Origin of the sequence: Streptomyces sp. NPDC048331 (genome assembly GCF_043201215.1) — a bacterium.
Lineage (GTDB): Bacteria > Actinomycetota > Actinomycetes > Streptomycetales > Streptomycetaceae > Streptomyces.
Window position 1 is genome coordinate 92,539 of the sequence record NZ_JBICYT010000009.1, and the last position, 12,891, is coordinate 105,429.

A 12,891-nucleotide genomic window follows, 5' to 3' on the forward strand; every position below is an offset into this window, starting at 1 on the left:
CCGCTGACCGGGCCGCGCAGCAAGGAGTACCACCACCATGATCGGCAAGCGTTCCCTCCTGCGCCGCAGCGCCACCGCCACCGTCGCCGCGTCAGCCGCCCTCGTACTGGCTGCCTGCGGCAACGGCAACGGCAACGGCAACGGCAGCGACGCCTCGGCCGGCCACAACGGCCACATCGCCCCGTCGCCGTCCGTCTCGGCACCGGCCTCGCACCAGGCGCAGGGACAGCACAACGCCGCCGACGCGGCGTTCGCGAAGGGCATGATCCCGCACCACCGCCAGGCCGTCGAGATGGCCGGTCTGGCCCCCTCGCGCGCACAGTCGGCCGAGGTGAAGAAGCTCGCCGAGGACGTCAAGAAGGCCCAGGACCCGGAGATCAAGACTCTTTCGGGGTGGCTGACCTCCTGGGGTGAGCAGGTGCCCGCCGAGGGCGAGATGGACCACTCGGCCCATGGCATGGGCGGGATGATGAGCCCGCAGGAGATGGAGAAGCTGAGGAGCTCCTCCGGTAAGGCGTTCGACACCGCCTTCATGGAGTTGATGATCAAGCACCACGAAGGCGCCGTGGACATGGCGAAGACGGAAAAGGCCCAGGGCGCTTTCCCTGACGCCAAGACCATGGCGGACGCGATCATCACCTCGCAGTCCGCGGAGATCGAGCAGATGAACAAGCTCCTCGGCAGGAGCTGACCCATACCGCCCGGCAGGGACGGCACACACCGTCCCTGCCCGGCCTCGGTCGGAGCCGCCGGGCCCGGGCCGGCGCCGAAGACGGCCGCAGCCGGGACAGGTACTCCCCACCCACGCCGCCCAGCGGCAGTGCGGGCGGCCACCGGCACGGGCCCGCTCCGCGGTGACGCCGGCATCGACACCTTCCTTCCGGCCCGCCACCGGTGCACCCGTAGCCGTAGCCGTTGTCGGCGAGCAGCCGGAGCCCGGCCTGCTCGTCGCCGTCGTACCGACGGCGCTCGACGGCCGGGAAGAGGTCGGGGGTGCTCGCAGCGCCGGAAACTATGGACCACATACCCCCGGGGGGTATATGGTCTGCGGTGTGCGGCCGAGGAGAGAGGCCCGCACACTGGAATCCGGGATTGGGGATGACGGCCATGGACCACGGCGCGCACCAGACGGGCACCGCACACGACCACGCCGCGCACGCGAATCACGCCGCGCACGCGAATCACGCCGCGCACGCGAATCACGCCGCGCACGCGAATCACGCCGCGCACGCGAATCACGCGGGGCACCAGATGGGCGGGGTGACCTGGGGGGCCGCCGCCAAGGCGACGCTGCACTGCCTGACCGGATGCGCCATCGGCGAGATCCTCGGCATGGTCATCGGCACGGCTCTGATGTGGGGCAACGTGGCGACCATGATTCTGGCGATCGCGCTGGCCTTCGTGTTCGGCTACTCGTTCACCCTGTTCGCGGTCCGCAAGGCCGGCCTGGACTTCAAGTCCGCGGTCAAGGTCGCGCTGGCCGCGGACACCGTCTCGATCGCCGTGATGGAGCTCGTCGACAACGGCATCATCGCCCTGGTCCCGGGAGCCATGGACGCCCATCTCTCGGACGGGCTGTTCTGGGGAGCGCTGCTGGGCGGGCTCGCCGTGGCCTTCGTGATCACGACGCCGGTCAACAAGTGGATGATCGGCCGCGGCAAGGGCCACGCCGTCGTGCACGCCTACCACTGACCGAGTTCCCCGGCACCGCGCCCGGCCGCACCGTGAGGTGCGGCCGGGCGCAGTCGTCCGCGGGGCGTTCTCGATACCGGTCATCGATCTCTGGGACTGCGTCGATCTCAGGCATACCGAAGGCACCGATCACCGGCCGGCCGGGTTGGGTGCACTCCTCCGCCCGGAAGAAGATGCGGTCCCGACCAGTCCGGCCGTACTCAGGGCGGGCAGCGCACAGCACGCCGCGCAGGCCAGGGCGGCCAGACCCCCGGGGGCTTTGGGGGGTGAGGTGGGGTGCGGCTCAGCAGCAGGGGCCGGTATGGCGGTTCTCCTCGGCGAGGTCGGTGAACGGGATGGGGCAGCAGGAACTTCCCGCGCAGACGGTCAGGTCGTCGCACCCGGCCTCGACGGCCGCGGCCAGTGTCGAGCGGATGGTGGTGAGGTCGGCGATCTTCGCGTCGACCTCGGCGAGCTTGGCCGCGGCTCGCTTCTGGAGCCAGGCGACGGCGCGGCCGTGGCGGTGACGGCCGGCCTCCAGCAGCTCGGCGACCTCCTCCAGCGTGAACCCCAGCCTCTGGGCGGCCTTGATCACCCGCAGCGCCGTCACCCTCCCCGGCGACCTGCCCGCTGCGCAGCACCGCGCTCACCGCAGCCCTCCGCGGGTGGTCCGCGCGGCCAGGGCCTCCAGGATCGCAGCGTGCTCCTGGTCCACCCCGATTTCCAGGCCGATCAACTCCGTGCCGGGAGTGACGGTGAAGGAGAAGAACGAGCAGCAGCCGCTCTCACGGGCTACGAGGTCCCGTACCCGCTCCTCGACGCCCGCTCCGGCAGCCAGTTCCAGGCGCAGCCGCAGTGGTCCCGGCCGCGACAGCGAGCCCGCCCGCTCGGCGAACAACGCGTCCCACTCCGCGACCCGCAGAGGCCGCTCCGCGGTGGGCAACGTGCAGGACTGCGGCACCCACGCCGGATCACTCATCGCACTCACTCCCGTCGTCACATCCCTGCGGGGGCACACCTCCGACGGTAAACCTGTACCTGGGTACCGGTTGCAAGCCCCGGACTGTGGAAGGGGTGGGTTGGCGGCAGCGGGCGATCGTCAGCACGGTCGAGGGTGCCGGACAGGACGAGCCCGGAGACGACCGACTTGCGCGTGTCACGTCCCACCACCAGCTTCTCGTGGGGCCCGGCCATCGAGAGCATGGCCGACTTCACGGACAGCGAGCTGTCGCACGTGGGGATGAACGCGTGCTCGGCGCCGACGGCCTCGGCCATGGGGGCCTGCGCATCTTCGACGACTCCCTGGGAAGAGGTGCGGTCGTCGAGGTCACTGGTGGCCAGGACGTCCGGCCCACTGTGCCGCTGCGCCCGCACACTGCGGACGGTCCGACACGGGGTGGGGGTCAGGCCGGGGGAGGGCCACGGGCACGGGGGTGCCTTGCCCGCCGCCGGGTGCTCCCGGCTTGCTGTCGTGCGGGAGCGGGCCGGTATCGGCTCGACACGTAGTGAGAGGTGCACTCTCCACTGCGACGCCCTTCGTGTCCCGCCCGCCCGCACACCGTGCCGGGCTCCCGTGGCCACCCGGCACGGCAAGGGGCCGTGGTCACGTCGCCGGCCTGTCAGAGTCCGCGCCTAGGCTGTCGTACAGATTCGATCAAGGAGCAGGGCAGTGCGAATAGAACGTCACCAGGTGGGCCATGCGGCCGTGTCGGCAGCGCACGAGGACTTCACCAACCGCATCGGGCGTCAGGTGCATTCCATGTCGAGGGCCGGCCGGATGGCCACGTACGAATGGCAGTCGATCGCGGACGAGTTCCTCGACTACCTCGGAGCCCTCTCCGTCGAGACACCCGATCTAGACACCCCGGAGGCCGAGGCCGCCCTCAAGGACGCCTCCGAAGCCGCCGCCGGCGCCGTCGCCTACGCCGCGTACCACCCGCACTGCACGTTCCACGTCTTCCTGGAGTACGTGAACTTCGGCATGAGCTACGACCCGGGTGACGACGCCCCCGAGGAGAGCGTCACACCGGGGGAGTGGATCGACGCGCTGTGCCTGTCGGCGCTCCGGGACAAGGCGAAGTGGCACGGGGAGGAATTCACCTTCGCCCGACGGAAGTTCGCCGAGCAGGCGGAGGGAACGCCCGTCGGTGAGCTCGCCACCGGTTTGACGGCCTTGGTCCTGGACGACGCCGGCGACGGGGAGTACCCGCCGAGCGCACAGGCGAAGCTGGCTGCCGTCGACGCGGCTCTGGACCGGATCCGTACCCGTGCCGAACAGACCGGCGAGCCCCTCTTTGACCGGCCCGACAGCATGGCGCTGCGCACGCTGCGCGCACTGGTCGCCGAGGACCGGGAGGCCTTCGATGCCGCACTGGCCGACCTCCTGAACCGGCACGCTGCCCTGCACGGCCCGACGTCCACACCGAGCACCCTCCTCCCCGTGGTCCCCATCGCACTTGCCGCGCTCGCGTACCGGACGCTGGGCTGGGCACCCGCTGTCCGTACGGACTACCTTCCGCACGCGCTGGTCACCGGCTTCGAGACGCGGGGACCGCGGGTCGCGGGATTCGGCCGGAACCGGCGGCCGGACGCTGTCGCCGCGCTCGCCGCGGGCCCGTTGGTGGTGGACCGGCCGGCCTGCGAGCGAGAGGGGATCCCGCGGGTCGAGGCCATGTTCGAGGAACACCTCCAGGAGGCGCTCACCGCCGTCGACGGCAAGCCTCTTCCTGTCTCGCGTCTGGGCAGCGTCCTGGAGGACCAGAGGCGCCTGTTCCAGTGGCGGTCGGGGAACCCCGGCGACATCGCGGAAGCGCAGCTCGCCACGCTCCGGCTGGCCTCTCGGACGGGGGCGGCCCTGTTCCGCATCGCGCTGGCGGAGCCCGACACCGAGGTCGAGGTGTCCATCGACGGGCGCAGCCTGCGCTACCCGGCCAAGCGGGGGAGGGAAGCCGGTGCCGGGTACTGGCAGATGGCCGTCTCCTTCGCCCTGATCACCGGCGTGCGCGAGGACCTCGCCCCCCTGGTCCTTTCCGGCCCCACCTTCGCCGGTCCGGACGGCTCCGCGTTCACCGCGTACCGCGAAGCCCTCCACGCCTACCTGAAGGGCGCCGAGCCCGAAGCGGCCGCGCAGCGGGCGCTGCAGGAGGCGGAGAAGGCCAAGGACTGGGGCTTCGCGATGCCGCCGGCCGTGCTGCTGTCGCAGCTGGTGGACGGCGACGAGGAGAGCTTCAATCTCGCCCTGGCCGACGCGCTCGAAGCCCACCGCGCCTACTACCAGGTAGCCGACCGCGCCGACGGCCCCGAAGTCTCCGTCAACCTCGACGTCCTGGCCCTGGCCTGCCATGCCCGCCGCCGCGGTTGGACCATCCGCGTCGAATCCCCCTACCTGCCGCAGTACCTCCTGCGGGCCGCCGAACCCTTGTAGAAGCCCGGCAGGTCGTCACCTGGCCCGCCCAGCCGGACCGGACCGGCCGGCGCCTCGCCCATCGCCTCGGGCCTCCGGCAAGAAGTCCGGCATCACCCGCCGCTGGGTGAAGAACGACTGTCTCGTCGGGGACCGAGGGTCAGCCCTTTCCGGGTGGGCCCGTGTGAGCCGTGACTTCATTGGGCGCCGGAGCGCCTTGACGGTTCCCCCACCGGAATTCCGCACAGCACCTGGCGATCGTCCGAAGCCTTCCGGCCTGGATGCCGATGCCGAAGCCGTCCCACCAGCAGCAGAGGCAACCGGTCGGCTGTGCGGGGAGGAACACCCCGAACGGTCGAACGAAGAGGCCCCTCTTTCCCGGCTGGTCGGGAAAGAGGGGCCTCGTGCGGGCCAGATCGGCTCGGGTCTGGCGATCCCGCCGGCTAGTGCTTCACAACTACCGGAATCAGCACCGCGACCAGTTTCGTATGTCCACCGGTCACTTGGGGACTGCCCAGGAGTTCCGCCACCTCGGTCAGGATGGACAGCGCTTCCGCTGCGGCGCCCGCACGAATGGATTCATGCCGTGCGTCATCCTCCCAGAGGATGACGACGCGGGTGGATGTCAGGCTGAAGAGGCCACCGAAGAGGGAATCCGAAAGCGCTTCCCAACTACGCGCACTCTGCACGGGTGGGTCCATGGGCAGATCTCGGCGAAACGCCTCGAAGATCGCATCGCGGTCGCCCGATCCGTTGGTCCTCAACCGTAGGAGGCACACCTTTTCGAGAGAGGCGTCCGTCAGAATACGGCTGACTTCCTCCTCGCCGACGAAGGTCACACCCGATTCGAATTCCACGTCTCACCGAACCCTTACGAAGGCTGGCCGCCTGCCACCGTCACCGTAGTGAGTCCACGTGTAGTACGTCTCGCCCGTGTACTGGTTGCGGACCACCCGCAGTGGACCCGGCCCCGAGGTTCCGGCAGGCGGTGCGACACGGTACTCCAGGTAGGGAGAGTGTTCCCCGACACCACCGGGGAGGTCGACGTCACGGTTGTTGAACTTCGTCCCCCACTTGATGCTGGTCGGGCCGGTGGGCACCGTGTTGGCGGTGATGTGCGCCAGCGTGTCGTTGAGTGCGGTTTCTTCCGCTGCGGGCAACCTGCCGGTTATCCAGGGAACCTGCGGGCAGGGAACGGGCCCACCCGTGTTGTGTACCAGGACAGGAGTTCGGCCTGCGAGCACGTAGTAGGTGTGCAGATCGTCAACGGTCAGGTTGTAGGCGGGCTGCAAGGTCTTCCGGTGACGCACCTCCGCGATCTTCGCCGTCGCGCCCTGAGCGGTGAGGAGGGTGTCGCCGGCCTTGAGGTCGGCTGCGTCGGTCCAGGCCCGTGCGCTCCGGGACCAGAACGGGTGGTGGTCCGTCGCGGTGACGGACGCCGCTTTCTTCCCCTCCAGGGTGATGTCGGTGAAGTCGCGGTCGTCCGGCGTGTAGATGGTGGCTTCGACACGACGAGGTCCGGACGTGCCTGTTTCCGGGTCTGCGGCCTGGACGAAGTCGCCGACACGGACCTTTTCGATGGGACGCGAGGATCCGTCACCCATCAGGACAGGAGTACCGGCAGGGAAACTGTTCCGTCCGACCGCGCAGACGGGCGGCGCCTTGCGGAACACCTCGGAGAGGTCGTCGAAGAGCTTCTTGGCGTCCGGGCCGTACTTCTCGCCGTAGCGGGCCCACTTCATCGGGGTGGTTCCCCAGCCGGCGAAGGGGATCATCGAGGCGCAGGCGAGGCCGGCATCGAGCCAGGCGCCTTCGCGGCCGATGGGGTGGAAGTACTGCACCGTGCCTTCCACCGCGTAGATGGCGCAGTTCGCACCGTCGGCGACCTCGCCGAAGCCCGGGACCATGCCGAGGATGTCCAGCGTGCCGTGGAGCAGGTCGAGCCGCACCCCGAGCGGCATGTCCGGGGGGAGCATGCCGGTCGTGAGGAAGGTGATGACGCCGGCGCCGATCTTGATGAGGTTGCGCTTCTTGGCCGCGGCCTCCTCGGCCTGCCGCTTCTGGACCTCCTTGTTGTACTCGTCGATCATGAAGCGCTGGACGGTCTGTCCATGCTTGACCTGCGCGGCGTCGTTGCTCATGCCTGCGTTGATCGCGGAGGTCTTGGCGGCTTCGGCGGCCTGGAACGCGCTCGCGGCGTAGTCAGCGGCGGCCAGGGAGCTCGCGTAGGCCGAGGCGACCGATTGCTCGGCGCTCGCCGCGCTGCGCGAGGCCTGGACTTCAGCGTTGCGTGCGGTGGCCGCGGAGGCTGCGGCTTCGCTGGAGGATGTGCGGGCGTTGTCGGCGGACTGCTTGGCCTGGGCGGCGTAGCCGCCGGCCTCGTTGGCGTATTTGGTGGCCTGTTGGGCGTGTTCCTTGGCCGCGTTGGCGTCCTTCTGCGCGTCCGATGCGGCTTGCGCGGCCTTGAACGCGTCCTCGTAGGCGCGGGAGGAGACTTCGTGGGCCGCGGCCGTGATCGCCTTGATCTGGGCGATGTGGGCCGTGTTGAGCAGGTCGCGGCGCTTGGCGCGGTGCCGGCCGGATTCGACGAAGGTACGAAGCTGGGTGTCGGGGCTGGCCAGCGCCGTTTCGGCGGCGGCCTTGACCTCGGGGGTTCCACCCTCGGCCAGGCTTGCTGCGGTGACCCGGTCGTCCTCCAGGCGTGCCCGGTGCTGGCCGGCCTCGAGGAAGTCGTTCAGGGCCTTGGGATTGGGATTGTCCAGTGCCGCCGAGGCCGCCCCCTTCACCATCGTGCCGCCCGCCTCTTCGATGCGAGCGACCTCGATCCGTCGGTCGGGGGCTGCCGCCTGGTACTGCCCGGTGGCCAAGAAGGCGCGCACCTGCGCGGCATCGCCCGTGAGGGCGGTGGTGGCGGCCGTGCGGAGGCTCTCGTAGGCACCTGTCAGCGCGATCTGGTTGACCTGCTGGCGTTCGTCCTGCTCGGTTGCCCTTTTCCAGCCGTCGGTGGCGTAGGCGATGACGGCCGCGTCGTCGCCGGCGAGGGCGGCTTCGGCGGCCGTTCGGGACCAGGGGCCGCGGACCTGAAGGGCGGTGAGGGCCATCTTGCGGCCGGTGGCGGCGATCTGCGTGCGGTTGGCTCCGGGCTGTTCGGCCTGGATGGTGAGCTGGGCGAAGTCGCTCTCGAGCTTGTTCCGATCCTGCAGCAGACGGTTCATTTCCGCCTTGGCCAGGTCGTAGAGCTCCTTGGCGTCGGCGGCCTCGTTCACCTGGGTGGCCGTGCGGGCCATGACTTCCTCGGCCTCGCGTGCGCGGGCCTTGTCCTGCACGGACTGGATCTGCTTGACAGCCTCCCCGGACCTCTGGGCGGCGGCGAGGGCTTCGGCGGCATTCGCCTTGGCCTTGTCAGCGGCGGCTTGGGCGTCGCCGGCGTGTTCCGCGGCTTTACGGGCGGCCGTGGCCGCGTTCCGGGCGTGGGCCGCGGCCGAGCGGGCGGCTGTGGCCGACTCCTGGGCGGCGGTCGCCGCGGCGTTGGCGTGCGCACGGGCCTGCTCGGAGGCACGCTTGGCCTCGGCGGCGTGGCGACGGGCGGAGTTGGCGGCGACCTTGGCCTCGCCGTAGTGCACGCCGGATTCCCTGGCCCACTTGTCGGCGTCGTCGGCCTGACCGGCGGAGGCGGTCATGTCGTTGATCGCCGAAAGCGCGGCTTCCAGCGCCGCGTTGGACTGCTTCAGGGTCTCGCGCATGGCGTCGGCGGAGTCCGCGATCTTCATCGCGTCGGCGGCGGCACGGTCAGCCGCGGCAGCTATGTCCTCGTGCACCTTGCCCGAGTTCGCGGCGGCCCAGGCACCGTCGGCGGCCTGTGAGGCGTACAGGGCCGCGGTGGAGGCGTTGTGGGCCGCCGTCGCCGCCGCCTGCGCGGCCGCGTTCGCGGCCCGGGCGGCCGCGACAGCCGTACGGGCTGCCGACGCGGCGCGGCGGGCGGACTCGGCTGCTCGGCGTGCGGCGTCCGCTGCCCGCAGGGCGTCGCCCTTGGCGGCCTTGGTCTCCGCGGCCGCCTTGGCGGTCTCCTGCTTGGCGAGGGCCGCGGAAGTCTTGGCCTTCTGTGCCTGCTCCTCCGCGCTCCTGCGGGCCTTCTCGGCTGCGGCCTGGGCGTTCTTGGTCTGCTCAGCCAGGTCCGTGATGGTGGCGTGTTCCTGGTCCTGGGCACGGGTGATGTGCTGCCCATAGGTCAGGAAGTCGCGGACGTCGTCGATCGAGCCGCTCAGCGCGTCGCCGGCGGCCCGTTTGGTGGCCGGCCCGCCGTCGGCCTCGATCTGCGCGACGCGGAGGCGGGCGTCGTCGTCACGCTGCTTGTACTGGCCCTCCGTCAGGAATGCCTTGATGTCCTCAAGGCTCCCGGCCATGGCCTTGTCGCCGGCCTCCCGGGTGCTGGCGCCTCCCGCTTCGGTGATGCGGGCGGCCTCGAGGCGTTGGTCGTCGGCGAGCGGCGCCTTCCAGCCGTCCTTCATGAAGGCGGCCAGCTGCTCGGGCGTCCCGTCGAGCGCCCTGCGGGCCGCTTCACCCACGCCGGGACCGGCTTCGGTGACCAGCTTGAGCGCGGCTTCTCGCAGGTCGAGGTCGTCGGCGATCTTCTGGCCTTGGGCCAGGTACGCGCGGAGTTGCTCATCGGTGCCGACGAGGGCGGATCCGGCGGCCGCCTTGACGGCCGGGCCTCCTGCCTTCCAACTGTCGACCACACGTTGACGGTCGGACAGCTGAGGTGTGGCTGGTTCGTCCGCGGCGGCGGGCGCCGCGGAGACCAGTCCGGCGAGCATGGTGAGGGGGAGCAGAACGCGGCCGGCCTGTGTGGCCATGGCGCGTCCGCTTCCCCATACCGTGGTACGCCGGCTTCTGTTGCGAAGCACGGAGTGTTGTTCCCCTCAAAGATGTTGCTGAGGCAGTCCGCGGCATGCCGGAGCCGCGCCCTGGTCTGCGACCGGGTGCGGACGGGCTCCATTGCCCGTGGGCGTGCGGCGTCGGGACTGCTGCCCCCCTTGAATCGGCTTCCCCAGGCCGGAGGGCAGCGGCCCCCGTCCCCCGGCGCACCGGGGGCCAGAACTGCTGGTTCAGAAAACGCAGACCGTGCCACCGGCGTGAGGGTTGTAGCCGGAACGGCAGCGTTACTGATCCGTTAACCAACGGTCCGGGCGCGCCCTCGGCGGCGGCCCTCGGCGACCATCCTTGTGGCCAACAAGCTCTCCCACGTCGGGTTATCCTGCTCACCGGCCTCCCCAGGCGTTCATGTTCGGCCACATGGAAGTGGACCGGCCGACTCGATCCCACCCTGCCTGACACAGCAGCAGTGGGCGTTTCACGAAAGAGAAGACACCAACCCGTGCGCATACGCAGATCGCTGCCAGCCGCAGCCGTTCTTTCCGCCGCCGTTGTCCTGGGGACACCGCTGCCGGCCATGTCCGTCGCCGGCGACGGACCCGAGAACGCCACCGCCCCGTACGCGGCCGAGGACGGCGCCTACCCGAACCGCGCTGCCGCCCTGGCCGCCACCGGTGCCGACCTGATCGCCGGCGACGGGAACATCATCCAGACCCCCTGCGGCGGGGACCATCAGATCCAGGTGTGGGCCCTGAACCTGCCCGCCCCCAACGACTCCAAGGTCTGCTTCAAGGCCGCCGACACCGGCTACCTGAAGGTGAGCATCCCGAGGGCGTACCGGATCCGCACGTTCGGCCGCGACATCAAGGCATCGGTGTCCATCGCGAACACCACCCAGCAGCTCAACGTTCCCAAGGACACGTCCAAGGGCTTCGGTGAGGCCGACCCCAGCGACCCCAAGCAGGCCGTGGTGCTCGACCTGCGGGTCACCGGTACCGGGTCCACGACGCCTCCCGGTGTCTCCGCGGACATCAAGGGCCTCGGCTTCAACGGAAAGCTCCTCATCGGCGAGACCAAGCGCTGTTCCTCCGCGCTGATCGACGCGCAGTGGGTCATCTCCGCCAAGAGCTGCTTCGCAGACAATCCGGCCGAGAACAACACCGTCGCCGCGGGGGCCCCCAAGGAGAAGACCACCGTCGTCCTGGGCAAGCCGCACATCAACCTGCTCGGTGGCCACACCAGCGAGATCGTGCAGTTGGTTCCGCATCCGGACCGGGACCTCGTCATGGCCCGGCTGGACAAGCCGGCCACCAACATCGCGCCTGTCCCCCTGGCCTCGGCCGCCCCGGCCACGGGACAGCAGCTGACCGTCGCGGGCTTCGGACGGACCACCGGCGAATGGGCGCCCGGCATGCGCCACGAGGCTGCCTTCACCACCGGGGCGGTAGCCGCGTCCGGCTTCGACCTCACGGCGAAGACGCCCGCCGACGCGACCGTGTGCGCGGGCGACGCGGGAGGCCCGGCGCTGCATCAGGACGGCATCAACAAGTACACCCTCTTCGGTGTCACCAGCCGGTCTTGGCAGGGCGACTGCCTGGGAACCGACGAGACCCGGCGAGGCGCGTTCGCCACCCGGGTCGACGACGTCGGCCAGTGGGTCCTGCAGACCCGTGCCCTCGCTCCGGGCTGGAAGGCGGAGGCCCTCGTTCAGACCGCCTCGAGCCTCTACCAGGGCATTCGTCTGGCGGACGGTTCCTGGACCGGCTTCACCGACGTCCAGGCCAAGGCCGGCGACATCAAGGGCGTACGGTCGGCCGCAGCCGCCGGCATCAACGCCGACACCCATGTCGTGGCCCTCGGCGGTGACGGCATCATCCACCACACCCTCCGCAAGGCGGACGGCAGCTGGTCGAGCTTCGGCGATGTCGGCTCCGTCGCCGGTGTCCTCGGCAACGTCACCCAGGTGTCGGCCGTTTCCACCGGTAACGACCTCCACGTCGTGGCCGTCGCCGACGGAAAGATCTTCCACACCCTCCGCAACTCGACCGGCCACTGGTCCCGCTTCGGCGACCTCTCCGGAGCCGCCGGACCGATCGGCACCGTGACCGCCGCCGCCACCGCCGGCGTCGGCGGCGAGCTCCAGGTCATCGCGATCAACAACGGCAAGGCGTTCCACACCGTCCGCAACACCGCCGGACAGTGGACCGCCTGGGGCAATGTCGCCCAAGCAGCCGGTACCACGGGCGCCATCACTGCCGTGAGCATGGCCGGTACCGGCGGCGACGCACAGATCGTCATCGCCACCGACAACGGCACTCGCCAGTACCACGCCATCCGTAAGGCCGACCGCACGTGGGACTCGTTCGGTGATCTGAAGGGCTACCTCGGTTCTGTCACCGTCAAGTCCCTCGGTGCCGCCCACGTGGACGGCGCACTCCAGCTCACCGCCACCACCACCGACAACCGGCTCCTGCACGTCATCCGGCGTGCCGACCGCACGTGGTCGGCTACCACCCCGGTCGACCTTCACGGCGTCACGGGAAGCCTCGGCGGCACCGCGCTGACCGGCACACTCTGACCCACAACCGCTCTACGAGAAGCGGGAGGCGCAGGGGCTGGAGCCCGAACGAGTGCCTCTCCTGACTCTCGAACGTGGTGCTCGGGCCCCGCCGATGGCGGGGCCCGAGCGTTTTCCGCGACGGTGCGACGCGGCCGCTTCGGCCGGGCCGGCCTGTCCGTGGCCGGGGCACAACCCGCCGCAGCGAGCACGCGGTACGAGGCGAGTGCACCGCCGTCCTCGACGGACCGGTGGGCGAGGGCTCAGCCGGACGGGATCCAGGCGATCACCACCGCGCAGTCCCGGACCCCGCTGATCCCCGCGACGACGCCCGACCCGACGGAATTCGACCTGACCGTCACCCGTCTCATGCTCGGGGAGGTCCGGC

The 12,891-nt window shown here is 70.3% G+C and carries 9 protein-coding genes; 4 read left to right on the top strand and 5 right to left on the bottom strand.

Annotation, left to right across the window (positions count from 1 at the left end; genetic code table 11):
* Window positions 1-37 precede the first annotated feature (37 nt).
* The gene (locus ACGFYY_RS15785; protein ID WP_393709717.1) at window positions 38-691 is read left to right on the top strand and encodes a DUF305 domain-containing protein; all 654 of its coding nucleotides are present in this window, start codon (window positions 38-40) and stop codon (window positions 689-691) included.
* Between the two features lie 416 nt (window positions 692-1,107).
* Window positions 1,108-1,692: a DUF4396 domain-containing protein gene (locus tag ACGFYY_RS15790; RefSeq protein ID WP_393709961.1), complete on the top strand. Its 585-nt coding sequence runs from the start codon at window positions 1,108-1,110 to the stop codon at window positions 1,690-1,692.
* Window positions 1,693-1,975: 283 nt separating this feature from the next.
* Here the strand turns inward: ACGFYY_RS15790 and ACGFYY_RS15795 are convergent, their stop codons facing one another.
* Genes ACGFYY_RS15795 through ACGFYY_RS15805 form a run of 3 tightly spaced genes read right to left on the bottom strand, consistent with a single transcriptional unit; the run spans window position 1,976 to window position 3,252 of the window.
* On the bottom strand, window positions 1,976-2,281 hold the full coding sequence (locus tag ACGFYY_RS15795; protein WP_393709719.1) for a MerR family DNA-binding protein: 306 nt from the start codon (window positions 2,279-2,281) through the stop codon (window positions 1,976-1,978).
* Between the two features lie 36 nt (window positions 2,282-2,317).
* Window positions 2,318-2,650: a hypothetical protein gene (locus ACGFYY_RS15800; RefSeq protein WP_393709721.1), complete on the bottom strand. Its 333-nt coding sequence runs from the start codon at window positions 2,648-2,650 to the stop codon at window positions 2,318-2,320.
* Window positions 2,651-2,667: 17 nt separating this feature from the next.
* Window positions 2,668-3,252, bottom strand: coding sequence for a hypothetical protein (locus ACGFYY_RS15805; protein ID WP_393709723.1), 585 nt, complete (start codon window positions 3,250-3,252; stop codon window positions 2,668-2,670).
* A 109-nt stretch (window positions 3,253-3,361) separates the two neighbouring features.
* On the opposite strand from ACGFYY_RS15805, the gene ACGFYY_RS15810 reads away from it, so the two are divergent.
* Entirely contained in the window at window positions 3,362-5,095 is a 1,734-nt protein-coding gene (locus ACGFYY_RS15810) for an immunity 49 family protein (protein ID WP_393709963.1), read from the top strand.
* A gap of 422 nt (window positions 5,096-5,517) precedes the next feature.
* Here ACGFYY_RS15810 and ACGFYY_RS15815 read toward each other — a convergent pair whose 3' ends face one another.
* Together ACGFYY_RS15815 and ACGFYY_RS15820 are read right to left on the bottom strand one after the other, a co-directional pair.
* Window positions 5,518-5,931 carry a hypothetical protein gene (locus tag ACGFYY_RS15815; protein WP_393709725.1) on the bottom strand — a complete coding sequence of 138 codons (414 nt, stop codon included), beginning with the start codon at window positions 5,929-5,931 and terminating at the stop codon, window positions 5,518-5,520.
* A gap of 3 nt (window positions 5,932-5,934) precedes the next feature.
* Window positions 5,935-9,927: a polymorphic toxin-type HINT domain-containing protein gene (locus tag ACGFYY_RS15820; RefSeq protein ID WP_393709727.1), complete on the bottom strand. Its 3,993-nt coding sequence runs from the start codon at window positions 9,925-9,927 to the stop codon at window positions 5,935-5,937.
* 596 nt (window positions 9,928-10,523) lie between these two features.
* Here ACGFYY_RS15820 and ACGFYY_RS15825 point away from each other — a divergent pair.
* The gene (locus ACGFYY_RS15825) at window positions 10,524-12,524 is read left to right on the top strand and encodes a trypsin-like serine protease (protein ID WP_393709729.1); all 2,001 of its coding nucleotides are present in this window, start codon (window positions 10,524-10,526) and stop codon (window positions 12,522-12,524) included.
* Window positions 12,525-12,891: the final 367 nt, after the last annotated feature.